Here is a 24,072-nt window from a genome sequence, read left to right as displayed (position 1 = left end):
TGGACGGGACTCTGGATTGCTTCGTCGCGGCGCTCCTCGCAATGACGGGGCATTAAAATCGCAGCTGATCGCTAGGGAACAAGAATGACGTCATCCAAATTCGACCTCGTCGTCTACGGCGCCACCGGCTTCACGGGCAAGCTCGTCGCCGAATATCTCGCCACGCATTATCGCGGCGACAGCTCGCTGCGCTGGGCGATGGCCGGCCGCAGCCTGGACAAGCTCGCGGCCGTCCGCGACGAGATCGGCGCGCCCGGTGACACGCCGCTGATTGCGGCTGATGCGTCCGATCCGGAGTCGCTGAAAGCCATGGTGGCGCAGACCAAGCTGGTGCTGACCACCGTCGGTCCCTATCAGCTCTACGGCAACGAGCTGGTCGCCGCCTGCGCCGAGACCGGCACCGACTATGTCGACCTGTGCGGCGAGCCGGTGTGGATGCGGCAGATGATCGACAAGCATCAGGCCGCCGCGGAGAAGAGCGGCGCGCGCATCGTGTTCTCCTGCGGCTTCGATTCGGTGCCGTTCGAGCTCGGCGTCTACTTCGTGCAGCAGCAGGCCAAGAAGGTGCTCGGCGCAGCGGCGTCGCGCGTGAAGGGCCGCGTCCGCGGCATGAGCGGCACCTTGTCGGGCGGCACCGCCGCCAGCGCCAAGGCGACGTTCGATGCGGTGGCCAAGGATCTCAGCCTGGTTTCGGTCCTCAAGGATTCGTTCGCGCTGACGCCGGGCTTCAAGGGCCCGAAGCAGCCCTCCGGCAACAAGCCCGCCTATGAGGAGGATCTGCAGTCCTGGACGGCGCCGTTCATGATGGCCCTGATCAACACCCGCAACGTCCACCGCTCCAACATGCTGATGGGTTTTCCGTACGGCCAGGACTTCGTCTATGACGAGATGGTGCTGACGGGACCCGGCGAGAAGGGCGAGGCCAACGCCAAGAAGGTGATGGCGGCCAACGCCGAGAAGACAGGCCCGAACGCGCCGAAGCCGGGCGAGGGGCCATCGAAGGAGGAGCGCGACAACGGCTACTACAACCTGCTCTTCGTCGCGATTGGCCCCGACGGCCGCCAGGTCCGCGCCACCGTCAAGGGCGACCGCGACCCCGGCTACGGCTCGACCTCGAAGATGATCAGCGAATGCGCCGTCGGCCTGCTGCGCGACGGTGCCAGCGTGAAGGGCGGCTTCTGGACCCCGGGCGCGGCGCTCCGGGACAGCCTGATCAAGCGGCTGGTCGACAATGCCGGGCTGACGTTCACGGCGGAGGACTAGGCGGCGGTGTGGGGGCCGATCGAAAATGATCGGCTCGCCCCAGCCTGATGCGCGCGGGTGGCGGCGATCATGCCCCACATCGTGCCGAGCATCAGGAAGAAATGCCGCCAATGGTCGGTGTCGATGATGAAGCTCTCGCCGACGGTGCCGAGAAAGGCCGCGAACACGGCGATGTAGGTGCGCTGCCAGGGCACGCGGACGAACAAATAGCGGAAGCCGAGAATGACGGTGGTGAAGACCAGAGCGGGATAGCAGATGCCGGATAGCCAGCCGCCCGACATGAAGGCGTTCAGATAGGAATTGTGGGTGTCCTCGGGGAAGTAGTTGTGGAACTGCAGCGGCCCGATCCCGAACGGCAGATCGAGCGCCATGTCGGCGCCGAGGATGTGGCGTCCGAAGCGTCCGAAGCGGCCCTCGTCATAGCTCTGGTCGAAGCTCGCCCGTTGCTTGAACATGTCGGCGATGGAGTCGATGGAGAGCAGCACGCCGATCAGGACGACGCCGGCGGCGGCCGCGGCGAGCGTCATGACAATGATGCGGGAGCGCTCTCGTGGCGATGTGCTGGTCAGCACCATCAGCACGAGCATGAAGGCGGCAGTCAGCACCAGGCCGCCCCAGGCTGCGCGCGAGAAGGCGAGCAGGATGCCGAGCACGATGATGCCGAACGCGAAGCTGGCACGCAGCGTTGCGGCGAGGCGTGCCGTGACCACGTTCTGCAATGCGAGCAGCGCAGGCAGGATCAGAAACGCGCCGAGCACGTTGGGGTCCTTGAAGGTGCCGCGCGCGCGGCCGTAGAGAGTGAGCAGGTCGTAGCCGCCGGGCACCAGATGGAAATAGCCGGCGACGCCGGCGAGCGCCGCGATCGCGCCCCCCATGACGAGGCCGCGCCGGAGCATGTCCAGGCGCGCCGCGGTGTCATCAGAGGTCGCCAAGGCGAGGAACAGCGCCGTGAAGGCCATGTACCAGGAGGTCGCGATCCAGGTTGCGATCTTGGAGTCATCGAGCAGCGGAACGGCGCTGATCGTGTATCCCAGATTGACCAGGAACAGCAGCAGGAGAAGAGGCAGGAAGACCAGCCGCAGTCGCATCCCGGTCGCGATGAAGACCGCCGCGGAAGCAAGCGTCACGACCTCATAGGGGCTGGGCTCGATGAACACGATCGCGCCGGACGCGCCGGCCAGCCAGAGAAGCGCGCGCTGCAGAGCGACCACGCCCGGAGGGGCGATGGGTCTCGACGCAAAGTCTCCTTCAGCCGCCGTCATGGCCATCGCGAACTCACACTCATACGCAACGCGCGGCGGGACCGACCTGACACAAGAACGAAGCGGACTGGCCGCCGCTCCGGATCCCGGAATTCAGTAAGCGTTCTCGCTCTTGGTCATCAGCGCCAGCGGCGTCTTGAGCAGGATGTAGAGGTCGAACAGCACGGACCAGTTCTCGATGTAATAAAGGTCGAACTCGACGCGCTTCTGGATCTTCTCCTGGTTGTCGATCTCGCCCCGCCAGCCGTTGATCTGCGCCCAGCCGGTGATGCCCGGTTTGACGCGGTGGCGGGCGAAGTAGCCATCGACGGCCTCGTCGAACATCCGGTTCTGCAGCTTGCCCTGCACCGCATGCGGCCTGGGACCGACGAGCGAGAGGTTGCCCTTGAAGACCACGTTGAACAGCTGCGGAAGCTCGTCGAGGCTGGTCTTGCGGATGAAGCGGCCGACGCGGGTGACACGCGGGTCGTTCTTGGTGACGACCTTGGACGCCGTGGGGTCGGCCTGGTGGTGGTACAGCGAGCGGAACTTGAAGACGTCGATGCGTTCGTTGTTGAAGCCGAACCGCTTCTGCCGGAACAGCACCGGGCCGGGGCTGTCGAGCTTGATCGCAAGCGCGACGAGGGCCATCACCGGCAGCGCCAGCAGCAGGATCAGCCCGCCGACCAACCGGTCGAACAGCTGCTTCATCACCAGATCCCAGTCGGTGATGGGGGCCTCGAACACGTCGAGAGTAGGGACCGCGCCGAGATAGGAATAGGAGCGGGGCCGGAAGCGCAGCTTGTTGGTGTGGGCGGAGAGGCGGATGTCGACCGGCAGCACCCACAGCTTCTTCAGCATGTCGAGGATGCGCGTCTCCGCCGAGATCGGCAGCGCGAACAGCACGAGGTCGACGCGGGTGCGGCGGGCGAATTCGACGATGTCGTCGACCTTGCCGAGCTTCGGCGCGCCGGCGCAGGTCTCGAGCGACCGCGAGTCGTTGCGATCATCGAACACGCCGAGGATTTCGATCTCGGAATCGTCCTGCGCCTTCAGCGCGCGCACCAGGTCCTCGCCGCTCTGGTCGGCGCCAACGATGATGGTCCGGCGGTCGAGGCGGCCATGCTTGGCCCAACTGCGAATGAGATTGCGCAGCACGACGCGGCTCGCGATCAGCGCGCCGAGGCCGACGAAGAAGAAGGCGGCAAGCCAAAGCCGGGAGACCTCGCTGCCGATCTTGGCGAAGAAGGAGAGGCCGATGAACAGCAGGAAGACGAAGCAGTAGGAGGAGATCATCCGCGTCATCTGCCGCACCTGGGCGCGGAAGACCTGGATCTGGTAGATGTCCGCTGCCTGGAAGCAGACCACGGCGCTCACCGCGAGCCCGATGATGGCCGCGAGGTACTCCCAATGGAATCCGCTGAGCGGAACGACGTAGCCGAAGTATACGATGCTGCCGACGACGCTCAGCAGCACGAAATCGGTGATGCGGACGACGCCGGCGAGGACGATCGGAGAATAGGCGCGGTGAACTTTCTCGTTGGCGACGGCCAGCGCAGCAGGCGACAGGCGGCGGCGCCGTTCAACGGCCGGCTGTCCGGCCCCTGCGGTCGATGCGGCCGTGGCCGCAGCAGCATCCAGCATCGAGCGAGCGTTGATCGGTTCCACAGTCGTACAAGCCCGGATTATGTTTGTTAGTATTTGTGGTCATGTAAGCGCTGATAGCGCCGGGGGAAATTCCCCACCGGCGGGATTAAAGGGCAAATCGGAAGAAACGGTTAGCGATGGTAAATGGGGTCAGGTCTTGGTAAATGCTTCGCGGTAGCTGTCGAGCACGCCCTCGACCATTGCCTTCTGCGAAAAGTGCTGGAAGACGCGTTCGCGCAGAGCTTTTGCACGGAGCTGCGCGGTAGCGGGATCATCGAGCGCGGCCGCGATCGCGTCCGCAAGGGCGTGAACGTTGCTCGGCGTGAACAGCGCCTCGCTGTGCGGGCCGAAGATCTCCGGAATGCCGCCGATCCTGGCCGCGATCATCGGAACCCCGGCGGCGCCAGCTTCAATGACGACGTAAGGCATGGAATCGCCGCGCGAGGGGACGACGAGCAGACGTCCCCTGGAGAAGCCATCGCGGGCCCGGACATGTCCGATGAAGCGGACCGAGGACGTCAGACCAAGACGTTCCACCTGCGCCTTGAGGCGGGGCATCTCCTCGCCGTCGCCGCCCAGCGTGAGCGTCAGCGCCCGCCCGCCTGCGCGCAATTGGGCCACGGCGTCGATCAGGAGATCGGCACCCTTGATGTGCCGGAACTCGCCGACATAAGCGAGGTCGGTTTGATCGGCGGCCGGCGTCACGGGATCGAATTCGCCGGCCGTCACGCCGTTGAAGACGCAATGAACGAGACCCTGGGGATGGCCGATCATGCGCTCATAGGTATCGCGAGCGAACACGCTCTCGAACAGGAACAGGTCGGTCCGGTTCATCAGCGCCCGTTCCAGGCGTCCGTACAGCGCGCCCTTGAGCGTGTTGCGCGGGTAATGCAGGGAGCCGCCATGCGGGGTGTAGATGCGGATCGTGCCGGGCCGATGCGGAAGCATGCGGACGAACGCACCGGCTTTCGCGCCATGGCCGTGCAGGACGTCCGGGCCCAAGGTGCGCGCCAGCCGATAGAACCGGCTCAGTGCGATGACGTCGGTCGGCCAGGGCTCGCGATGAATCGGCACGCGATGGACGCCGAGCGTCAATCGGGGCGCAATCTGCGCCAGTGCCGCGTCGGCTCGCTCTCCGCCCGTCAGGCTGTCCGCGACGATGCCGACATCGTGGCCGCGATCGACCTGGCCGTTGGCGAGGTCGAGGATGTGTCGAAAGATGCCGCCCACCGGAGCTCTCACCGCATGAAGGATCTTCAAGGGCCTGTCCAATGACGGCGCCGTGCCGCGCTGGTCCGTGCCGTCGGCCGGCACGTGCCTTTGCCAGGCGCCGCTGCGCGAACTGATCGGACGGCTGGCGGATAGAGGAAGCACGGGCGCCTCTCGTCGCAATTTCCTGGGACGTGTCTCTAGTCTGGATAGATCGTTGATGGTTAACAAAGCCTCACTCGACATCAATCGAAGTTGGTCCGTTGCCATCGTTGTGACGATCTGGCGCAACGCTCTCTCAAGGATGATGTGACGTACGATGATGATTATCCTGCAATGGCCGGCCTACGCCGGTCCGATTAACCCGTCAGCAACCTTAATAGAGTGTAATCGTACCACGTAGGGTAGCAGCGTGGCGTAGGTCGCGGGAGTGGATGATGCGGTTGGCGTTCTGGCGTGCCGACAAGAAGGTTCGGGCTGACGAGGCGTCCGTTCCACCGCGGACGAACGAGCCTGCATCGGCGGAGCCCGTTTCATCCGGCGATCTCGACATCCGTCTGGTGGGCCGGGCGCTGGCGCGAAAGCGTGGCTTCATACTGGTGCCGACGCTGCTGGCATTGGCCTTGGCGGTCACCGCGGTCAACATGATCACGCCCCGCTACAAGTCGGAGGCGCGCATCCTGATCGACGGCCGCGAGAACGAGTTCCTACGAACCCGAAGCGAGCGGCTCGAGGAGCGGACTGCTCTCGATGCCGAGGCGGTGACGAGCCAGGTGCAACTGGTGCTGTCGCGCGATCTGGCTCGTGACATCATCAAGCAGAACAAGCTCGGCGAGCTGCCGGAGTTCGATCCCGTGCTGCGCGGTGTCTCGCCGCTGAAGTCGATCGCTGCGATGATCGGGCTGGTCAAGGATCCGCTGGCGATGACGCCGGATGAGCGGGTCATGGATGCCTACTATGAACGCTTGACCGTCTATGCCGTGGACAAGTCGCGTGTGCTCGTCGTCGAGTTCCAGTCGCAGGATCCGGCGCTCGCGGCTCAGGTCGCCAACTCCATCGCCGACGGCTATCTGGTCGTTCAGCAGAACGCACGTCAGGCGCAGGCGAAGTCCGCGAGCCAATGGCTGGCCGGTGAGATCCAGGGCCTGCGCAAGAAGGTCGAGGACGCGGAAGCAAGGGTCGAGGCGTTCCGCGCCAAGGGCAATTCGTTCACGGGCACCAACAACACATCGTTGTCCAACCAGCAGATGGGTGAGACCAACACCCAGCTCAACAACGCGCGCACGCGCAAGTCCGACGCCGAAGCCAAGGCGCGGCTGATCCGGGAGATGCTGCAGGGCGGTCAGCCGATCGAGGCCTCCGAGGTGCTCAACTCCGAAACGATGCGGGTGCTGCAGGATCGCCGCGTCGCCTTGCGGGCGCAGCTTGCCGAACAGTCCTCGACCTTGCTCGATGCCCATCCGCGCATCAAGGAGCTGAAGGCGCAGATTGCCGAGGTCGATCGTAACATCCGCGACGAGGCCGGCAAGATTTCCCGCTCGCTCGACAATGATGCGCGGCTCGCCGGCGCGCAGGTTGATTCGTTGAACGCGAGCCTGGAGCAGGCAAAGAAGCAGGCATCCTCGACCAATGACCAGGACGTCAAGCTGCGGGCGCTGGAGCGCGAGGCGAAGTCGCAACGCGATCTGCTGGAGGCCTACCTTGCCAAATACCGCGAGGCCGATACCCGCGTTTCGCTCGACACCCCGGCCGCCGAGGGGCGGATCATCTCGCGGGCGGTGGTCTCGAACACGCCGGCCTATCCGAAGAAGCTGCCGATCGTGCTGATCGCGACGCTGGCGACCTTGATGCTGACCTCGGGAGTCGTCATCACCGGTGAGCTGCTGCGCCTCACGGCGCCGCGCGCGTCGAGCCCCGCGCCGGCAATGGGCAACATGGCCGACGTCATGGTGCTCGCCGCGCGCGTCGAGCCGATGATCGCCACGCGGACGGTCGCCGCCCCTCTGGCCGTTTCGCCGCCTCCGACGCCAGCCGCGGTCGAGCTTGCGCGGCCGGCTCCGATCCCGTCTCCGGCAACAGCCGAGATGCCGGCGCCCGAACCGGCCGATGCGACGCCAAGGCCATCGAGCGAGCTCGAGCTGCTGGCATCGGATCTGCTCGCGGCAGGCGAGAGCGCGCGCAAGATCACCGTGCTCGGCACCGCCGGCAGCCAGGCCGTGACCGCCACCGCGCTGTCGATCGCGCGCATGCTGGCGGTGCAGGCCCGCGTGGTGCTCGTCGACCTCGCAGGCAGTCCCCAGATGCTCGCCGGCCTTTCGGTCGACCCGGCCGCGCCCGGCCTGATCGAGCTGATGCTGGGCGAGGCGTCGTTCGCCTCGATCATCACCAAGGACCAGGCCTCGCGGTTGCACATCGTCAATGCCGGTCGGCCGGGCGCCGACCGTAACCAGCTGCAGTCGCCTCGACTGGCGCTCGCCATCGACGCGCTGCTGCGAGTCTATGACCACGTGCTGCTCGACGCCGGCAACGCCTCCGACCTGCCGGCCGAGCTGCTGACCGCAGGCGCGCGCGCCGTCGTCGTGCCCGATCCCAACATGTCCGCCGAGGCGCGTAGCCAGATGACCGAGCAGCTGCGCGAGGTCGGCTTCGGCGCTGTCACCATGCTCAAGGCCCCGGCCTTGGACGCCAACCAGAGTCAGCCGGGACGGCGCGGCGTCGCCGCCTAGTCATCGGCCCTGGCATCGCTCGCCGCCGCGGCCGTGCGCGGCTGCAGCGCACCACGCAGCCGCTGCGCCAGACGGAACAGAGCGGGGCTGTGCTTGACGGCGTGCTTGGCCCGCCCGACTGCGCCCATCGCCGCGGCAGCCGCGCGGCCGCGCGCCGTGAGCGGCACGAAGCTGTCGAAGATCGGCTCGTCGTCCTTGCAGAACATCCGCTTGTAGCTGTCCGAGCCGATGCCGAGGTCGAGCGCGCGAAAATCCGCTCGCGCGTAGTGATCGATGATCGAGCGCATCAGGATCAGCCCCGGACTCCAGCGCGCGTTATCCGACAGCGTGTAGGTGTTGAACATCATCGAGAAGCGGGCTCCGTCGGCGACGCCGGCAAACAGCGCGATGATCTCGTCCGCGCAGCGCAGCGCGTGGATCTCGATGACCCGATGGCCGCAGCCGAGCTTCGCCATGCAGGCGTGCCGCACGAAGGCCTCGATCCCCGGTTCGGCAAACACGTTCGGCAGCTTCTGCTCGGCCATCCGGACCGGCTTTGTCAGGAAGAACCAGTCGAGCAATTCGGTGATCTCGTCGTCGCGGCTCGCGACCATGTAGCGATAGCCGGGCAGCGCCTGCAGCTTCTTTTCCTTGCTCTTCAGCCGCTTGCGGAACGAGTTCGACAGCAGCGCCGTCGGCGCGGCGCCCTGCGGCATCAGCAGCACCGGGCAGTCGTTCACCGAAGGCTGATGCGGCCATCGTGCGAAGGGATTGTCGAGGTCGCGCCAGCGTTTCGGCTGCTGGAACAGGGCGAGGACGTCGGCGCCGCCGTGGTCGCGCAAACCGGCGAGCAGGGTGTCTAGATCGCCAGCGCTGGCGCGTGTGGCGAAGTCACGGTCCATCAACGGCATGTTGAAGGTGGTATGCTTGCCGCCCATGAACGTCGCGACGCGGACGCCGAAGGCCCGCCGCAAGGCCAGCGGCAGCAGCAGCAGCGGCCGCTGCTCGGCATCACGGGCGATCACGATGAACGGCGCCGCCTGATCGCGCGTGCCAACGTCGCGCTGCCAGGCGCCGAGCAGATCGAACCGCTGATAGGGCGTCGAGACATGGTCGGGAGCTTCGAGCGCACGCCAGACCGGCTCGGCGGCGGCGAGGTCGGAGACGATGTCGATGCGTGCGATTCCGGACGGCAGCTGCCGCGCGGGCGCCTGCGCCGTCCGGCTCTCGATCACGGCGGCCATGGTCATCGCGCAACTCGCGTTGTGGGGTGTGGCGTCTTGGAATTTGGTTGCTGTGGGCCGGATGACCCTCGCAAAGAAGTCTCAACAAAAGGTAATGGCAATGACATCGTCCCAAAACGGGATCAACACGCAGAAAGACCTGTCGAAATCACCTCCGGCCACGCGATCTTAAGGCGGATTGATCTTAAACATCGCAGGGCGGCCACGATGACGCGATCGCGCCATGGTCGGCTCCCATCAGGTGGGCGCGGGCAGCTTCGTTTCAAGTGGGATGTTTCGGAAAGGGCGCGGGAATTGTCGTCGGACAACGTGTGGCTGCGGAGCGCCCGGCTCGAGCTGGCCTATTTCAGCGGGCGCACGCTGCTTGCCTCCCGCGTCACCGGTGGGGCCGGCGCGATCCTGCGCTTCGAGCGGGTGCAGCCGCGGCGCAAGGGTGCCTTCCAGCCGCTCAAGCGGTCCGAGATCACGCCCATCTTCCTCGACAAGGTGATCCGCGCGCTGAAGCGCTGGGGCTATGACATCGTCTCGCTCGACGAGGCCTGCGCCCGCGCCGTGCGGCTCGCCGGCCACGGCCGCTTCGCCTGCCTGACCTTCGACGGCGCCTCGAAAGACCTGATTACGCACGCCTATCCGGTGCTCGCCCGTCATGGCGTGCCGTTCACGGTCTACGTCCCCAGCGCATTTCCCGATGGGCTGGGCGAGGCGTGGTGGCTTGGCCTGGAAGCCGTGATCGCGCGCGAGGCTCGCATCAGTCTGGTGATCGACCACCGAGAGCAGCGCTTCAGCGTATTCACGCCGGCTGAAAAATACGAGCTGTTCGCGTATCTCTGGGGCTGGCTGCGCAAGCTGCCGCCGGCCGAGCTGTCGGTCGCGATCCGCGACCTCTGCTCGCGGCATTCCGTCGACCTTGCGGCCTTGAGCCGGCAATCCGCGATGGACTGGACCGACATCGCGCGCCTTGCCGCGGATCCGAACGTCACCATCGGCAGCGCCACCGTTCATCATCATGTGCTCGCCAATCTCAGGGATGCCGACGCGCAGCGCGAGATCGCCATGGGCAAGGCGGTGCTGGAGACGGCGCTGCGCCGCCCAGTGCGGCACATGGCGTATCCGTTCGGCGACCGCGACAGCTTCCGCCGCAGCGATGTCGTGCTCGCGGAGCAGGCGGGCTTCGTCAGCGCGGCCTCGGCGATGTCAGGCGTCGTGCGGAGCGAGGGCCGCACCCATCTGCACATGCTGCCGCGCATCGCCTGGGACGGCCGCTCGCGCTCGCTGCGTGCCTTGAAGGTGCTGATGGCGGGGGTGACCCTGCCGCGTGAGAAAGCCGCGCAGCCGCCCACGCTCGACCTCGGCTGATCAGCCCCGCTGCCGCTCCCGGTCGGGACGCAGCATCCAGCTGACGATCGGCATCGCCGGCAGCACCCAGCCCATGCCGACGACGACGTAATACACCGCCTGCAGCCAGCCGGAATTGGCGATGAGGGGGAATTGCGCCACCACCATGCCCATCATCGACCAGGCGAAGGCGAGCAGCAGCAGGGCTATGGCCCCGATCAGTTTGCGGGTGCGGATGGTCATGACGGGAATGTCAGCCTGGGTTGGGGGCGGCGCGGCTTGCGCGCGATTTCCCCGGGATTATAAGGGCCTGTCAGCCCCGGTTCAATCGAGCGTTCAACGTCCATGACCACGGTTCCCCCGACCCGCGATCTCGCCGCGATCCGCATCTGGCTCCTCGTCGTGGCCGGCCTGATCGCGCTGATGGTGCTGGTCGGCGGCGCGACGCGGCTGACCGAATCCGGGCTGTCGATCGTCGAGTGGAAGCCGGTCACCGGGACATTGCCGCCGCTGTCGGAGCAGGCCTGGACCGAGGCGTTCGAGGCCTACAAGACGATCCCGCAGTACCGGCAGATGAACGCCGGCATGACTCTGCACGACTTCAAGACCATCTTCTGGTGGGAATGGAGCCACCGGCTGCTCGGCCGCGTCATCGGCATGGTCTATCTGCTGCCGTTCCTGTGGTTTCTGTGGCGCGGCGCCGTCTCCGGGCCGCTCGGCCGCAGGCTGTGGCTGATCTTCGGCCTCGGCGCGCTGCAGGGCGCGGTCGGCTGGTGGATGGTGGCCTCCGGCCTCACCGAGCGCACCGAGGTGGCGCCGGTCCGGCTGGCAACGCATCTGTCGCTGGCGCTTTTGATCTACGCGTCGATCGTCTGGACCTTGCGCCGGCTCGCGCCGCGCGAGGAGGCCGAGGCGCCGGCACGGCTCCGGCTGACGGCCTGGGTGCTGGTCGGCGTCACCTTCGTGCAGCTCTATCTCGGCGCGCTGGTCGCGGGCCTGCGTGCGGGGCTCGTCTACAACACCTGGCCTGAGATCGATGGCGGCCTGATTCCGAAAGCGGCCAACCTGTGGATCCAGTCGCCGTGGTGGATCAATCTGTTCGAGAACGACCTGACGGTGCAGTTCATGCATCGCATGACCGCCTACACGCTGCTGGCGCTGGCGGCGTGGCACGCCTTCGCCGTGATGCGCGCGGGCGCCGGCCGCAACGTCGTGCGTGGCGCGCACCGGCTGCTGGCGGCGATCCTGGTGCAGGCGGTGCTCGGCATTCTCACCTTGCTCGCGCTGGTGCCGATCTCGCTGGCGCTGCTGCATCAGGGCACGGCCATCATCGTGCTGACCTTTGCCGTGCTGCAGGCGGAACGGATGTCGCCGCGGCGGATGGCCGCCGTCGCCGTGCCGCAGGCGGCGGTGACCGCGGGGCAGGCGGGGTAGGGGCACGGTCTCTCCTCCGCCATTGCGAGCGAAGCGACGTGTCCGCCGAAGCCCGTATGGCGAAGGTGGAAGCAATCCAGAGTCCTGCCCACGACTCTCGATTGTGTCGTCGCGGAGCCTGTCATCGGGCCGCGCTCGCACGCCAATCTCCGCCGTCATTCCGGGGCGCCCGCAGGGCGAGCCCGGAATCCATCGGGCTACAGCACGCGCGGATCAATGGATTCCGGGCTCGCCCTGCGGGCGCCCCGGAATGACGCGTGGAGAGATCCGGGCAAGCCATCGCACTCATTCGCGTGCAGGACCGTGAAGACATGAAATCTTATCCTCGCGCGCCGTTTGCGCCGAGCTATGCCGATCGTCTCGCCCTCGAAAACGCGAGGGCGCGGGAAGGCCGGATGCCTGGCCGGCACCCATGGCCCGCGTGCAACAAGAAAAGCACGCGGCGGTCACCACAGGTACGGCCTGGAAACACCCGGCCTTCCCCGCGCGATGGTTTTAACGCTTATACGCGATCTCCCCGGGGACCGGGCTGTCTTGCCCCCGTCACCTCATGCGATGCGTGAGCACCGACACGAGACTTGGCGCCAGCGTCGGGGCGCCAGGACCACGCGATTTCGCCGTTCATGACCGACCGCTCGTCCGCGCAGACTTTCGTCCACGCACGGCCCGCCACGTCCACCGCATTCCCAATCCTACGCAACTGGACGATCCGGAAGCGCCCCTCGGCTGGACAGGAACGAACGCAGAATATGCTGATTTGCCGAAATATGCAAGAGCAAAGCTGCGACCGCATGGGGGCGGCGAGCGACTAACGTGCAGTGAAGACTTTAAGGAGTCCAATTGACCACGAGCAGTCCCGGCACCCGCTCGAACGCGCGCGTGTTCTGCGTCACCAGCGCCGCATTTCGGCGGCGAGCCTGTGCCGCGATGAGATAGTCGAACGGTCCTATCTGGGCGCCGGCTTTTTCCAGACCTGCACGGATCTCGGCGGCATGGTCGGCATCCTCGGGCTCGAACGGCAGCACCTCGATTCCGAGCTCGAGAAAGCGGTCAAGCAGGCGCTCGCTCTCTGCGCGCCGGATGCTCTTGGCGATTCCGTAGCGCAGTTCAAACAGTGCCACGACCGATAGCCCGATGCGCGTGCCCGAACGGATCTGCTCGCCGAGTCGGTGCCGCAAGGCCGAGCTGCGGCCACTGACGATGCCGATCACGATGTTGGTGTCGAGGCAAATCATTCGTCGAAGAAGGTGCGCGGGTCCGGTTGGAGCGGCGGATCATCAGGGATGCCTTCGGGCAGAAAGTCGCGCGCGCCCAGCGCATCGAGTTCGGCCCAGAACTTGTCGAGGTCGAGGGGCGCTCTTGTCATCGGCTCCAGGATCACCTTTTCGCCAACCTTGCTAACCAGCACCTCTGTCCCCTCGAAGCGGAATTCTTTCGGCAGCCGCACGGCCTGGCTGCGGCCATGCATGAAGAGTTTGGCGGTCGAGGACATCGGATAACTCCTCTTGATGGTATATACCGATGATATATATCTGCCGTCTGGTCGGTCAATATCCCAGCGAGGCGATGTCAGGCGATCCTTCCAACCCCAATTCGATCCGCTGGAGGACGATCGCCGTGTTGGCCGTGACGTCGCTCGGCCTCGCCTATTGTGCGATGCCTGATCTTGATGGCCAAGAAGATCGCAGCGGATGGCGAGCGTCCGTTGGGATGTCTCTGGGTCGGTCGAGCCTGCAGACCGTCATTTGAAGTCGGCAAGAGGTCGGATGATCCGCTTCGATAGATCAGCTACTATCAGTTGAGCGTGGCCCACACGAGCCTTCGACATGCGAGCTTCTTTTCGGTCGTGACCCGGACGTCACTTCGCTCGTTCGAGCTAAAGTCATGCGAGCGACTTCGTGTGCTTCCCCTCAGCAATACCCCGTCACGCCGCACGCGTAAGGCAATCGGAACATGTAGTTCGTGTAGCCCTCGCCGCCGTAATACGGGCCCTGGTAGTCGTAGGAGAAGGCGCGGCCGTAATAGCCGGGGAGCTCCTGGCGGCCGAGCAGCAGCGGAGTCGAGGGCAGCATCGGGGAGATCAGCGAGTCCTGGTCCTTGACCACGACCACCGGCGGCGGGGCCTTGACGGCGCGGCGGGCCTTGTAGCGGATGACCTTGTCATGGATGCCAGGCAGGTCGGCAGCGAGCACGACGCCGTTCGCGGCGGTGGCTGCCAGCAGCATCATGATCACTAGGGCTCGCATTCTGCTCTCCTGCCGTCTGTCACATCGATCGCGCCGGATTCGGTCGCCGGCGCCAGCACGGCAACGTCGGGGCGCCGCGCGATTCCATGGACGGCAGGATGGGCCGCTTATGGTTAATGAAAACTTTCTCGCGGGCGAAGCCGGCCGCAATCGCCCGTAGAAGGACGGGCTTTTTCAGCTTTCGTTAAGCTCTGCTGGTGCACGCTTACGGCTGCCGGCGATTTTTAAGGCTGGCGGAACGACGGGCCGGAGGTCCGCGTTCGGGACAGAATCTCTGCTGCATTTCATCAGAGTCTCAGACCAGAAGGTTTCGAGCATGTCGGTGATCCCGTTTTGCGCGTCGGCGCGCCAGCATCTGCAATTACGGACAGGCGCATTCCACACTGATCTTGCTGCCGTCGACGAGGATGGTGCCTGCCTGCGCGCGCTGGCGGTGAGCCGGCTGATCGCAGCGACGGCGCTGCCGCTGGCGGGCCAGACGCATGCGCGGATGCTGCACCTGATGACATGACACGATGAGTTAACGAGGGCGCGGTTCGAGAAGCCGGCAACGGCCCGACCGTGGGACGAAGGAGAGCGCGGAAGCCCAGGGGGGCCGCCCGCGCTCTCTTTGTTTTTGGACCATGGTGCAGATGAGGCCGTAGAGCAAAGCTGCAGGTAACGACTAATCTCGCTTGATCTCTGTCTCTCGCAAAGTGCGGCAGGTCGATCCGATTTGCGGATCGTCGTGTTGTGCTCGTCTCTCTCCACGTCGTCATGGCCGGGCTCGTCCCGGCCATCCACGTCGTCCGGCCTGCGGAGAACGACGTGGATGCCCGGGACAAGCCCGGGCATGACGGAGCAGCTAATAGGCGGAATCGTCCGCCGCCACAGCCTTTCTTACGCGCTCAGCGCCTGCTCGAGATCAGCGATCAGGTCTTCCTTGTCCTCGATGCCGACGGAGATGCGGACGATGTCGGGGCCGGCGCCGGCCTTGATCTTGGCGGCGTCGTCGAGCTGGCTGTGGGTGGTCGAGGCCGGGTGGATCACCAGCGAGCGGGTGTCGCCGACATTGGCGAGATGCGAGAACAGCTTCAAATTCGACACCAGCTTGACGCCGGCATCATAGCCGCCCTTCAGCGAGAAGGTGAACACGGCGCCGGCGCCCTTCGGGCAGTATTTGCGCGCGAGCGCGTGATACTTGTCCTCGGGCAGGCCGGCATAGTTCACCGAGGCCACGCCGGGATGCTTGCTGAGATAGTCCGCGACGGCCTTGGCATTGTCGCAGTGCTTCTGCATGCGCAGCGGCAAGGTCTCGATGCCGGTGAGGATCATGAAGGCGTTGAACGGCGACAAAGCGGGTCCGAGGTCGCGCAGGCCGAGCACGCGGCAGGCGATGGCGAAGGCGAAATTGCCGAACGTCTCGTGGATCCGGATGCCGTGATATTCGGGGCGGGGCTGCGTCAGCATCGGGTATTTGTCGCCGCTGCCGGCCCAGTCGAACGTGCCGGCGTCGACGATGATGCCGCCGATCGAGTTGCCGTGGCCGCCGAGGAACTTGGTCAGCGAGTGCAGCACGATGTCGGCGCCGTGATCGATCGGGCGGATCAGATAGGGCGAGGCCAGGGTGTTGTCGACGATCAGCGGCACGCCGGCCTTGCGCGCCACCTGCGCGATCGCCTCGATGTCGGTGATGGTGCCGCCGGGATTGGCGATGGATTCGATGAAGATCGCCTTGGTGCGCGGGCTCACCGCGGCTTCGAAGCTCGCGACGTCATCGGTATCGGCCCACACCACGTTCCAGCCAAAGCTCTTGAACGAATGCGTGAACTGGTTGATCGAGCCGCCATAGAGTTTTCGCGCGGCGATGAACTCGTCGCCGGGCGACAGCAGCTGCTGCAAGGCCACGACCTGCGCGGCATGGCCGGAGGCCACGGCCAGCGCGGCGGTGCCGCCTTCGAGCGCGGCGACGCGCTCCTCGAGCACGGCGTTGGTCGGGTTGCCGATGCGGGTGTAGATGTTGCCGAACGCCTGCAGGCCGAACAGCGACGCGGCGTGGTCGGCATCGTTGAACACGAACGACGTGGTCTGATAGATCGGCGTCGCCCGGGCGCCGGTGGTCGGGTCGGGCTGGGCGCCGGCGTGAATGGCGAGGGTGGCAAATCCGGGGGCACGTTCGGTCATGGTGTTTCCTCGTGGGCTTGGATCCCGCGCGCGGCGGCGCCGGCCGGCACGGGGATCGATGATGGGAGACGGTGTCGATTGCGCGCATTTGTGCGCCTCCGCGTCATCCCGGCGGAGGACATTTGCCACGGGGTCAGATGCCGTCAAGGCGGCAGGCGACAATCGATCGGATTTGAAATGCGTTGCTGTGTCGCGCCATGGTCGCGACACGTTCCTTTCGCAGATGCGTCAGGTCGGATCGCTTCTGTCCTTCGCCGCGCGATCCGCCGCCGCCGTGGCGCCGCCGCCGACGCTGGTGCGGTTGAGCGACAATCGCATGCCCTGGGTGGGGATCGGCGCGCGCTTGGCGCTGATGGTGCGGGAATTGACGCCCATCCAGGAGATTTCCGACGACAGCCGGCCATACTCGATCTTGGGGCAGCGGTTCATGACCACCTTCATGCCGGCGGCCTCGGCCTTTTCGGCCGCGGCATCGTCGCGCGCGCCGAGTTGCATCCAGATTACCTTCGGCAGGGGCGAGAGCTTCAGCGCCTCCTCAACGACGGGCATGATGTGCTGCGAGCTCCGGAAGATATCGACCATGTCGAGCGGGCGGCCGATGTCGGCGAGCGAGGCGACGAAGGGACGGCCCATCAGGCTCTTGCCGACATGGCCGGGGTTCACCGGGATCATGTCGTAGCCGCGCTGCACCAGATATTTGAAGGCGAAGAAGCTCGGCCGGATCTCGGACGGCGAGGCGCCGACCATCGCGATCACCTTCACGCCGTTGAGGATGCCGCGGATGTAGTCGTCGGGATAGGTGTCGTGATTCATGATGGACGCAATCTGTTAGTTGCTGTCATTCCGGGGCGCCCGTCGGGGCGAGCCCGGAATCCATAACCACGACCGGGAGTATGGATTCCGGGCTCGCGCTCCGCGCGCCCCGGAATGACGGAGGAGAGAATAGCGGCCGACGTCACTCATCCCGCCAATTCGGCGTCCGCTTCTCGATGAAGGCGCCGATGCCTTCCTCCGCGTCGCGGGCGAGCATGTTCTCGGTCATCACCTCTGCCGCATAACGGTAGGCGTCGGCAAGGTTCATTTCGGCCTGGCGGTAGAACGCCTCCTTGCCGAGCTTGATCGTATGCGCCGATTTGCGCGCGACTTGTTGGGCCAACGCGATCGCCGTGTCGCGTTCCGTGCCGGGCGTCACCACGCGATTGATCAGGCCCATCTCGCGGGCGCGTAGCGCTGGAACCGGCTCGCCGGTCAGCAGCATCTCCATCGCCTGCTTGCGCGTGACGTTGCGTGACAGCGCCACCATCGGCGTCGAGCAGAACAGGCCGATGTCGACGCCGGGCGTCGCGAACGAGGCGCGCTCGGAAGCCACCGCGAGATCGCAGGTCGCGACCAACTGGCAGCCGGCCGCGGTAGCGATGCCCTGCACGGACGCGACGACGGGTTTCGGCAGATGTACGATCGCCTGCATCATCGCGCTGCAGGCGTTCATCAGCTTGGCGAAGAAGGCGCGGCCGCGGTCGGCGTCGCCGCGATGCGCGGTGAGTTCCTTCAGGTCATGACCGGCGCAGAAGGCCGGGCCATTCGCCGCGATCACCACGGCGCGCACGGTCGTGTCGGCGTCGATCTCGGCCACCGCCCGATGCAGCTCCGCGATCAGCGGCTCCGACAGGCTGTTGCGCTGCGCCGGGCGATTGAGCGTCAGCACGGCAATGGAGCCGGCCATCTCGCGCAACAGGATCGGCGTGTCGGCAGCGTGGGCAAGGGCAGGGGCGGACATTGCGGTTTCCGTTCGGCGATTTCCATGTGGGCGCATCGTTGCGGCTAATGTAACAGAAGGCAACGAGACAGAGCAGGGGGAGACATGGCGGCGAAGATGACGATCGCGGAGCTGGAAGCGTTCCTGCACGCGGAATTTCCGCAGGCGTTCCGCACCGGCGGCGACATTTCGATCGAGAGCGCCGATGGCAGGAGCTGCCGGATGCGGCAGCGCTTCAACGAGCGCATGCTGCGCCCCGGCGGCACGGTCTCAGGGCCGACCTTGATGGCGCTGGCCGATTTCGCGATGTACGTGGTGCTGCTGTCGGCGATCGGCCCGGTCGGGCTCGCGGTGACGACGAATCTCAACATCAACTTCCTGCGCAAGGGCGCGGCCGGGGCCGACGTGCTGGCCGAGGCGCGGCTGCTCAAGCTCGGCAAGCGGCTGGCGGTCGGCGAAGTCACGCTGTTATCAGGGGAATCGCCCGATCCGATCGCCCACGTCACGGCGACCTATTCCATTCCGAATGCGTGATGTTTTCGAGGGTATTATTGCACCATATTTTCAAGCCACTGTTTTTATTGATATAATTTAGCGCTGACAGCGTTGACGAACGCGGGCGGCTTCTCTAGAAGCTGCGACCAGTTCGGCGCGTCGTCCGCGCCGCATTCTCCCTGTCACGGATATCTCTCATGAAAACCTTTTCGGCAAAGCCGGCCGAGGTCCAGAAGAAGTGGGTCGTGATCGACGCCAAGGGTCTGGTCGTCGGCCGTCTCGCCACGCTGGTCGCCATGCGGCTGCGCGGCAAGCACCTCCCGATCTACACGCCGCACGTCGACTGCGGCGACAACGTCATCATCGTCAATGCCGCGCACGCCGTCCTGACCGGCCGCAAGCGCGAGCAGAAGGTGTACTACAAGCACACCGGCTATGTCGGTCACGTCAAGGAGCGCACCGCGCGCCAGATCCTCGAGGGCCGCTTCCCCGAGCGCGTGATCGAGAAGGCCGTCGAGCGCATGATCCCGCGTGGCCCGCTCGGCCGCGTGCAGATGGGCAATCTGCGTGTCTATGGCGGACCCGATCATCCGCACGAGGCGCAGAGCCCCGAGAAGCTCGACATCGCGAAGTTGAACCGCAAGAACACGAGGGCCGCATAAGATGGCCGAAAGCATCCAGTCTCTCGATCAGCTGTCGCAGCTCAAGGGCGCCGTCACCGCGCCGGACGCTCCGAAGTATGAGAAGAAGGTCGACAAGTTCGGCCGCGCCTATGCCACCGGCAAGCGCAAGGACGCGGTCGCCCGCGTCTGGATCAAGCCGGGCTCCGGCAAGGTCACCGTCAATACCCGCGACATCGAAGTGTACTTCGCCCGTCCGGTGCTGCGCATGATGATCGAGCAGCCGATGGTCGTCGCCGCCCGCAAGGGCCAGTACGACGTGATCTGCACGGTCGCCGGCGGCGGTCTGTCCGGCCAGGCCGGCGCGGTGCGTCACGGCCTGTCCAAGGCGCTGACGAACTTCGAGCCGGAGCTGCGCGGCGTCCTCAAGAAGGGCGGCTTCCTGACCCGCGACTCGCGCGTCGTCGAGCGTAAGAAGTACGGCAAGGCCAAGGCCCGCCGCTCCTTCCAGTTCTCGAAGCGCTGATCTCCCAGGCGATCCGGCTCTGGCCGGATCGCTCAGCCACCCATACGAACGGGCGCCCTCGCGGGCGCCCGTTTTGCTTTCTGCGTTCGTTGATCAGGTGCTGGCGCGGCGCGCGGTCAGCCACTGGTCCGGCGCCAGCGGCTTCGACACCACGCGAACCTCGCCGATGCTGCCGATGAAGCCGTCCGCCGGCGCGCGGTCCCACCAGCCGCAGCCGAGCGCCCAGGGCTGGGACGCCGCGACGCTGGCGATGCCGTTGCCGCCGATCACGCTGCGCACGACCGGCGCGCCCTCGATGTAGAGCACGGTGGAATTGTCCGCGGGGCTGTTGACGATCGCGAGGTGGTACCAGGTGTCGAGCATGATCTCGCCGGACCAGTCCGTCTGGGCCTGCGCGGTCGCGCTCGACGGCACGATCTCCCACTGCACCTCGCGCAGGTTCGAGATCGCGAACAGGATCGGCGGCGACTCCGGATCACCGCCGGCAAAGCCCGGCAGCCAGCCGCGATTGCCGAAGCGGGTGAGGATGTTGCACCAGGCATGATCGGCCGCCTTCCAGTTCGGGTCGATCTTGATGAAGGCCTCGACCGTGTAGCCCTTGGCGAAACTCGCCGCGTTGATCGGGGCATTGGCCGCTGTCGTGAACCAGCTGAAGCGGCCGCCGCCCTGCTTGGTGGTGTTGAGGAACTGCACGCTGCCAGGCGCCGACGACAGGCGATGCTTGTCGGCGGTGAAGACGACGTCGGCGACCTGGGCGGCACCTGCGAGCGAGGCGCGCTGCATCGGATTGCCCGAGGTGAGGTCCGGCAGGGCGGTGCCGGCGGCGACGGCCTTGCCGATCGCAGACGACGCGATCCGCCAATGCGCCACCGTCTCGGCGATGAGAGGATAGTCCTGCTCGTTGGCCGGCGGCACCACCACCGGCTCCGGCTGTTCGGTGTAGTTGGTGTAGAGGTCCTGCTTGACCCGCGGCAGGATCGGCGTGCCGGCGAACGCCGGGAGATGGCAGAAGCGGGTGAAGCGCGAGAAGCGGCGCTGGAAGTCGATGTCGATGGTGAATTCGTGGTTGTCCTCGGACAGCCAGGCGCGATCGAACTGCCTGAGGCTGTCCTTCGGCTTCGCCACGACCCAGGGCGAGAACGAGGCAACGTCGATCCGGTTCTTCGTGAAGTCGAACTCGTACAGCCGCATCAGGCCGTTGCCGCCCTGATAGGCCATCTGATAGTCGACGACCATCTGGTGCACGGGGTTGCGGAAGTCGTTGAACTTCGTCAGATGCGCGCCGCCGTGATAGTGGCCGTTGAGCGTCATGAAGATCTGGTCGTTGCTGCGGATCAGCTTGTCCCAGAGATACTGGCCGTAGGCGACCTCGAGCGGGCTCACGCCGTCATTGGCGATGTTGAGCAGCTGATGGTTGACCAGGATCACCGGCAGCATCGGGTGGCGCGCGATCATGCTGCGGGCCCAGGCGATGGCATCGTCCGAGGCGCGCCAGGACAGCGACAGCACCATGAAGCTGACGCCGCAGGCGTGGAACACATGCGCCTCGTGCCAGCCGCTCGGGTGCCGCTCCAGGAAGGTGCGCTGCCTGGCGGCGCGGCTGGCCGGGAACCAGGACAAATACGGCTCGGACGGGGCGCGCTGCGCGTCGGTGCCCGAGCCCTGGCTCGCCGCGCTCTCGAACTCCAGCGCCTGCAGCACGTCGTGATTGCCGGCGAGCACGGAGTAGGGGCGGCCGGCGTTCTCCAGCAGCTTCATCGCGGCGTCGGCGACCGCCCATTGCTGCGGATGCTTGACCTGGTCAACGACGTCGCCGAGATGGATCGTGAACGGGATGTGATACTTCGCGGCGTTGTCGACGATGAACTGGGTCTGCGCCGGATACGGCGTGCTGCCATACTGGCGCTGATAGGCCTGGCCTTCCTCGCTCGTCGCATAGCGCGAATAGAACTGCGTGTCCGGCAGCACCGCGAGCGCGAAGCTCGTCGTCACGTGCCGATGGTGGTGATGCATGCGCCAATGCGCGTGCGCCGCCTGGCCGGGCAGCAGGCTGGCGCCGAGGCCGAGCGCCGACACGCCCATGGCGTTGCGCAGCAGCGTGCGGCGATCGACGCTAGCCGTCGGGTGATCTGCTGTTGATTTCTTGTCGTTTGAATCGTCGTCGAAAGACATGCTCGTCCCCACCTCGTGCGGCCGCTCTGCCGCCGTCGAGCGTGTTAGGGAGAGATGATCTCAAATTTGAGAAGGTTTCTTATCGTTTCGATGAGTGTCGGCCCGCGGATGTGAAATGCTTCATATTTCTCGCGTTCGTTCGCAACTATCAATGAGAGACCGTAGGCGACGCGCAATTACAGCGAGCGTCGGCCTCGGCGGCTGCGATCGTTTTTGAATCCTGTTTGCTGCATTTTTGCGCAGCAATTTACGGGCGAGTTGCGCCGAGCTTTTCGAGAAAACTTGGCATCCCAGGCAAACGTCTTTCGAACAGACCACCGGTTAGGTTGATCGCGATAAGGCGGCGCTAACCCTGAGTTCCCGCGCCGCCGCAGCAACCGAGGTGACGCATGGCGCTTGATAGCCTGACGCTCGACATCGTAGCGACGATGGTCGCGGCGCTGCTTGGCGCCATGTTGCTGCATTTCGGGCGGCAGGAGAGCACGCCGGCGCTGCGCTGGTGGGGCGCCGCGTACGTTCTCGGTGCGGTCGCGATCGCGCTATGGACGCTGATCGGCGACCTCTATGGCGAGGTGGTCTCGCTGTTCCTCAGCTCGATCGGCCTGATTGCGACCGCGATGGTGTGGAACGCCGCCCGCGTCTTCCACGGCAAACGGCCGAGCGTGCCGGGCCTCGTTCTCGGCGCCATCGTCTGGATCGCGAGTGGCATGCTGCTCCATCCCTCGGCGCAATCGCTGCGGCTGACGATCGGAGCCGCCCTCGTCGTGCTCTATGCGACGCTCACCGCGGCCGAGCTGTGGCAGGAGCGGCGCCGCACCCTGCACAAGCGCTGGCCGGCGCTGCTGGTGCCCGCGATGCACGGCTTCGTCCTGATGCTGCCGATCCTGCTCGGCAACATGCTGCGCGACGCCGACGGCGCCTTCGCCGCCGCCTGGGTGACGATCTTCTCGATCGAGCTCGTGCTCTACGCGGTCGGCACGGTCTTCGTGATCTTCATGCTGGTGTCCGAGCGCATCGTCAGCGCCCACAAGCGCGCGGCGACCACCGACCCGCTGACCGGGCTGCTCAACCGGCGCGGCTTCGCCGAGTCCTGCGCGCAACTGATCGAGCGCGAGGCGCGCGAGCGACGGCCGGTCAGCGTGCTGATCTTCGACATCGATCATTTCAAGTCGATCAACGACCGCTTCGGCCATGCCGAGGGCGACGAGGTGCTGAAGCTGTTCGCGAACGTCGTCGTCAACAATCTGCGGCTGACCGATCTTTCGGGGCGGATCGGCGGCGAGGAGTTCGCAGCGCTTCTGCCCTGTTCCATCGAAGAGGCGATGGTCGCCGCCGAGCGCGTCCGCGAAGCCTTCGCCGCCGCCGGCGTGGTGTGCGAGGACAAGCCGGTCGACACCACCGTCAGCATCGGCGTCGCCGGCGGAGCTGCCGGCACCGATCTCGACGTGCTGCTCGCGGCCGCCGATACCGCGCTCTACAAGGCCAAGCGCTCCGGCCGCAACCGTGTCGAGGCGTCGGCGGAGCTGCCGTTGTCGCTCGATCGCTACCGCCGCCAGCGTGCCGCAGCCGCGACGGCGGCGACGCCGCCGGCCGGTCAGGCGGTCATCTCGGGCTGACGCGTCGCTTTCTCTCTTCCCTGGTCTGGGCTAGACAAACGGTCCAACAACCAGGGGAGGCCGCGAGACCATGATCACCGAAATCGCCCAGATCGACGTCAAGCCCGGCACGGAGAAGGATTTCGAGGCGGCAGTGGCCAAGGCGCGTGCCGCCTTCGGCCGCTCCAAGGGCTTTCACGGCTTCGAGCTGCACAAGTCGATCGAGAAGCCGCAGCGCTACCGGCTGATGGTGACGTGGGAGACGCTCGAGAACCACACGGTGGATTTCCGCGGCTCGGAGAACTTCACCGAATGGCGCGGCCTGGTCGGGCAGTATTTCGCGGCGCCGCCTGAGGTCGAGCACACCGAGACGGTGCTGACCTCGGCCGGCTGAGCGTCTTAGCCGCAGCTGCTACGGAGC

Annotated in this window: 22 protein-coding genes; 10 read left to right on the top strand and 12 right to left on the bottom strand. The window is 65.9% G+C overall.

Annotated features, from left to right (window positions below; translation table 11 throughout):
• The first annotated feature begins 84 nt into the window (after positions 1–84).
• The gene (locus QXZ94_RS11400) at positions 85–1,263 is read left to right on the top strand and encodes a saccharopine dehydrogenase family protein (RefSeq protein ID WP_315720480.1); all 1,179 of its coding nucleotides are present in this window, start codon (positions 85–87) and stop codon (positions 1,261–1,263) included.
• On the opposite strand, the gene QXZ94_RS11395 is transcribed toward QXZ94_RS11400, so the two are convergent.
• The 3 genes from QXZ94_RS11395 to QXZ94_RS11385 all read right to left on the bottom strand — a co-directional run bounded on the left by QXZ94_RS11395 (position 1,260) and on the right by QXZ94_RS11385 (position 5,651).
• Positions 1,260–2,531 carry an O-antigen ligase family protein gene (locus QXZ94_RS11395; RefSeq protein ID WP_315720479.1) on the bottom strand — a complete coding sequence of 424 codons (1,272 nt, stop codon included), beginning with the start codon at positions 2,529–2,531 and terminating at the stop codon, positions 1,260–1,262. The two genes, QXZ94_RS11400 and QXZ94_RS11395, sit on opposite strands and share 4 nt — an antisense overlap.
• Before the next feature lie 87 nt (positions 2,532–2,618).
• A complete protein-coding gene (locus tag QXZ94_RS11390) occupies positions 2,619–4,148 on the bottom strand; it encodes an undecaprenyl-phosphate glucose phosphotransferase (RefSeq protein WP_315720478.1) in 1,530 nt (509 codons plus the stop codon).
• A gap of 153 nt (positions 4,149–4,301) precedes the next feature.
• Positions 4,302–5,651: a glycosyltransferase family 4 protein gene (locus QXZ94_RS11385; protein WP_315720477.1), complete on the bottom strand. Its 1,350-nt coding sequence runs from the start codon at positions 5,649–5,651 to the stop codon at positions 4,302–4,304.
• A 146-nt stretch (positions 5,652–5,797) separates the two neighbouring features.
• Here QXZ94_RS11385 and QXZ94_RS11380 point away from each other — a divergent pair, with 146 nt between their 5' ends.
• A complete protein-coding gene (locus QXZ94_RS11380; protein WP_315720476.1) occupies positions 5,798–8,086 on the top strand; it encodes a GumC family protein in 2,289 nt (762 codons plus the stop codon).
• Here the strand turns inward: QXZ94_RS11380 and QXZ94_RS11375 are convergent.
• Positions 8,083–9,315: a GNAT family N-acetyltransferase gene (locus QXZ94_RS11375; protein ID WP_315720475.1), complete on the bottom strand. Its 1,233-nt coding sequence runs from the start codon at positions 9,313–9,315 to the stop codon at positions 8,083–8,085. The two genes, QXZ94_RS11380 and QXZ94_RS11375, sit on opposite strands and share 4 nt — an antisense overlap.
• Positions 9,316–9,603: 288 nt before the next feature.
• Here QXZ94_RS11375 and QXZ94_RS11370 point away from each other — a divergent pair, with 288 nt between their 5' ends.
• Positions 9,604–10,665, top strand: coding sequence for a polysaccharide deacetylase family protein (locus QXZ94_RS11370; protein ID WP_315720474.1), 1,062 nt, complete (start codon positions 9,604–9,606; stop codon positions 10,663–10,665).
• Here QXZ94_RS11370 and QXZ94_RS11365 read toward each other — a convergent pair whose 3' ends face one another.
• Positions 10,666–10,887, bottom strand: coding sequence for a DUF2842 domain-containing protein (locus QXZ94_RS11365; protein ID WP_315720473.1), 222 nt, complete (start codon positions 10,885–10,887; stop codon positions 10,666–10,668). It abuts the gene before it with no gap.
• A gap of 102 nt (positions 10,888–10,989) precedes the next feature.
• Between QXZ94_RS11365 and QXZ94_RS11360 the strand changes: the two genes are divergently transcribed.
• Entirely contained in the window at positions 10,990–12,078 is a 1,089-nt protein-coding gene (locus QXZ94_RS11360; RefSeq protein ID WP_315720472.1) for a COX15/CtaA family protein, read from the top strand.
• A gap of 827 nt (positions 12,079–12,905) precedes the next feature.
• Here QXZ94_RS11360 and QXZ94_RS11355 read toward each other — a convergent pair.
• The 3 genes from QXZ94_RS11355 to QXZ94_RS11345 form a co-directional block, all read right to left on the bottom strand.
• Positions 12,906–13,313: a PIN domain-containing protein gene (locus tag QXZ94_RS11355; protein WP_315720471.1), complete on the bottom strand. Its 408-nt coding sequence runs from the start codon at positions 13,311–13,313 to the stop codon at positions 12,906–12,908.
• A complete protein-coding gene (locus QXZ94_RS11350) occupies positions 13,310–13,570 on the bottom strand; it encodes an antitoxin (RefSeq protein ID WP_315720470.1) in 261 nt (86 codons plus the stop codon). The genes QXZ94_RS11355 and QXZ94_RS11350 overlap by 4 nt, the downstream gene beginning before the upstream one ends.
• Before the next feature lie 418 nt (positions 13,571–13,988).
• A complete protein-coding gene (locus QXZ94_RS11345; RefSeq protein ID WP_315720469.1) occupies positions 13,989–14,324 on the bottom strand; it encodes a hypothetical protein in 336 nt (111 codons plus the stop codon).
• A 316-nt stretch (positions 14,325–14,640) separates the two neighbouring features.
• Between QXZ94_RS11345 and QXZ94_RS11340 the strand changes: the two genes are divergently transcribed.
• A complete protein-coding gene (locus tag QXZ94_RS11340) occupies positions 14,641–14,835 on the top strand; it encodes a hypothetical protein (protein ID WP_315720468.1) in 195 nt (64 codons plus the stop codon).
• Between the two features lie 368 nt (positions 14,836–15,203).
• On the opposite strand, the gene QXZ94_RS11335 is transcribed toward QXZ94_RS11340, so the two are convergent.
• From QXZ94_RS11335 to QXZ94_RS11325, 3 genes are all read right to left on the bottom strand, one after another.
• Positions 15,204–16,487, bottom strand: coding sequence for an O-acetylhomoserine aminocarboxypropyltransferase (locus tag QXZ94_RS11335; RefSeq protein WP_315720467.1), 1,284 nt, complete (start codon positions 16,485–16,487; stop codon positions 15,204–15,206).
• Between the two features lie 228 nt (positions 16,488–16,715).
• The gene (locus tag QXZ94_RS11330; RefSeq protein WP_315720466.1) at positions 16,716–17,300 is read right to left on the bottom strand and encodes a CoA-binding protein; all 585 of its coding nucleotides are present in this window, start codon (positions 17,298–17,300) and stop codon (positions 16,716–16,718) included.
• A gap of 142 nt (positions 17,301–17,442) precedes the next feature.
• Complete coding sequence (locus QXZ94_RS11325; protein ID WP_315720465.1) at positions 17,443–18,264, bottom strand: enoyl-CoA hydratase; 822 nt, start codon at positions 18,262–18,264, stop codon at positions 17,443–17,445.
• An 84-nt stretch (positions 18,265–18,348) separates the two neighbouring features.
• On the opposite strand from QXZ94_RS11325, the gene QXZ94_RS11320 reads away from it, so the two are divergent.
• From QXZ94_RS11320 to rpsI, 3 genes are all read left to right on the top strand, one after another.
• The gene (locus tag QXZ94_RS11320; RefSeq protein ID WP_172109673.1) at positions 18,349–18,777 is read left to right on the top strand and encodes a PaaI family thioesterase; all 429 of its coding nucleotides are present in this window, start codon (positions 18,349–18,351) and stop codon (positions 18,775–18,777) included.
• A 158-nt stretch (positions 18,778–18,935) separates the two neighbouring features.
• Entirely contained in the window at positions 18,936–19,400 is a 465-nt protein-coding gene (rplM, locus tag QXZ94_RS11315; RefSeq protein ID WP_172109672.1) for a 50S ribosomal protein L13, read from the top strand.
• Position 19,401: 1 nt separating this feature from the next.
• Positions 19,402–19,884 carry a 30S ribosomal protein S9 gene (gene rpsI / locus QXZ94_RS11310; protein WP_172109671.1) on the top strand — a complete coding sequence of 161 codons (483 nt, stop codon included), beginning with the start codon at positions 19,402–19,404 and terminating at the stop codon, positions 19,882–19,884.
• Between the two features lie 93 nt (positions 19,885–19,977).
• On the opposite strand, the gene QXZ94_RS11305 is transcribed toward rpsI, so the two are convergent.
• Positions 19,978–22,056, bottom strand: coding sequence for a LamG-like jellyroll fold domain-containing protein (locus QXZ94_RS11305; RefSeq protein WP_315720464.1), 2,079 nt, complete (start codon positions 22,054–22,056; stop codon positions 19,978–19,980).
• A 389-nt stretch (positions 22,057–22,445) separates the two neighbouring features.
• Between QXZ94_RS11305 and QXZ94_RS11300 the strand changes: the two genes are divergently transcribed.
• Positions 22,446–23,672, top strand: coding sequence for a GGDEF domain-containing protein (locus tag QXZ94_RS11300; protein ID WP_315720463.1), 1,227 nt, complete (start codon positions 22,446–22,448; stop codon positions 23,670–23,672).
• A gap of 70 nt (positions 23,673–23,742) precedes the next feature.
• Entirely contained in the window at positions 23,743–24,045 is a 303-nt protein-coding gene (locus tag QXZ94_RS11295; protein ID WP_315720462.1) for an antibiotic biosynthesis monooxygenase family protein, read from the top strand.
• Positions 24,046–24,072: the final 27 nt, after the last annotated feature.

Source organism: Bradyrhizobium sp. SZCCHNS2022 (assembly GCF_032377575.1).
Classification (GTDB): Bacteria; Pseudomonadota; Alphaproteobacteria; order Rhizobiales; family Xanthobacteraceae; genus Bradyrhizobium; species Bradyrhizobium aeschynomenes.
Note: the sequence above shows the minus strand (reverse complement) of the source record. Positions and strands in the feature narration are given on the sequence as shown.

Excerpts from the sequence above, each read along its gene's own strand:
- QXZ94_RS11320 (WP_172109673.1), top strand. The coding sequence starts at position 18,349 with ATGGCGGCGAAGATGACGATCGCGGAGCTGGAAGCGTTCCTGCACGCG.
- QXZ94_RS11380 (WP_315720476.1), top strand. The coding sequence starts at position 5,798 with ATGCGGTTGGCGTTCTGGCGTGCCGACAAGAAGGTTCGGGCTGACGAG.
- QXZ94_RS11305 (WP_315720464.1), bottom strand. The coding sequence starts at position 22,056 with ATGTCTTTCGACGACGATTCAAACGACAAGAAATCAACAGCAGATCAC.
- QXZ94_RS11365 (WP_315720473.1), bottom strand. The coding sequence starts at position 10,887 with ATGACCATCCGCACCCGCAAACTGATCGGGGCCATAGCCCTGCTGCTG.
- QXZ94_RS11335 (WP_315720467.1), bottom strand. The coding sequence starts at position 16,487 with ATGACCGAACGTGCCCCCGGATTTGCCACCCTCGCCATTCACGCCGGC.
- QXZ94_RS11330 (WP_315720466.1), bottom strand. The coding sequence starts at position 17,300 with ATGAATCACGACACCTATCCCGACGACTACATCCGCGGCATCCTCAAC.
- QXZ94_RS11375 (WP_315720475.1), bottom strand. The coding sequence starts at position 9,315 with ATGACCATGGCCGCCGTGATCGAGAGCCGGACGGCGCAGGCGCCCGCG.
- QXZ94_RS11355 (WP_315720471.1), bottom strand. The coding sequence starts at position 13,313 with ATGATTTGCCTCGACACCAACATCGTGATCGGCATCGTCAGTGGCCGC.
- rplM (WP_172109672.1), top strand. The coding sequence starts at position 18,936 with ATGAAAACCTTTTCGGCAAAGCCGGCCGAGGTCCAGAAGAAGTGGGTC.
- QXZ94_RS11390 (WP_315720478.1), bottom strand. The coding sequence starts at position 4,148 with ATGCTGGATGCTGCTGCGGCCACGGCCGCATCGACCGCAGGGGCCGGA.
- QXZ94_RS11300 (WP_315720463.1), top strand. The coding sequence starts at position 22,446 with ATGGCGCTTGATAGCCTGACGCTCGACATCGTAGCGACGATGGTCGCG.
- QXZ94_RS11345 (WP_315720469.1), bottom strand. The coding sequence starts at position 14,324 with ATGCGAGCCCTAGTGATCATGATGCTGCTGGCAGCCACCGCCGCGAAC.
- QXZ94_RS11340 (WP_315720468.1), top strand. The coding sequence starts at position 14,641 with ATGTCGGTGATCCCGTTTTGCGCGTCGGCGCGCCAGCATCTGCAATTA.
- QXZ94_RS11395 (WP_315720479.1), bottom strand. The coding sequence starts at position 2,531 with ATGGCCATGACGGCGGCTGAAGGAGACTTTGCGTCGAGACCCATCGCC.
- QXZ94_RS11400 (WP_315720480.1), top strand. The coding sequence starts at position 85 with ATGACGTCATCCAAATTCGACCTCGTCGTCTACGGCGCCACCGGCTTC.
- rpsI (WP_172109671.1), top strand. The coding sequence starts at position 19,402 with ATGGCCGAAAGCATCCAGTCTCTCGATCAGCTGTCGCAGCTCAAGGGC.
- QXZ94_RS11325 (WP_315720465.1), bottom strand. The coding sequence starts at position 18,264 with ATGTCCGCCCCTGCCCTTGCCCACGCTGCCGACACGCCGATCCTGTTG.
- QXZ94_RS11360 (WP_315720472.1), top strand. The coding sequence starts at position 10,990 with ATGACCACGGTTCCCCCGACCCGCGATCTCGCCGCGATCCGCATCTGG.
- QXZ94_RS11295 (WP_315720462.1), top strand. The coding sequence starts at position 23,743 with ATGATCACCGAAATCGCCCAGATCGACGTCAAGCCCGGCACGGAGAAG.
- QXZ94_RS11350 (WP_315720470.1), bottom strand. The coding sequence starts at position 13,570 with ATGTCCTCGACCGCCAAACTCTTCATGCATGGCCGCAGCCAGGCCGTG.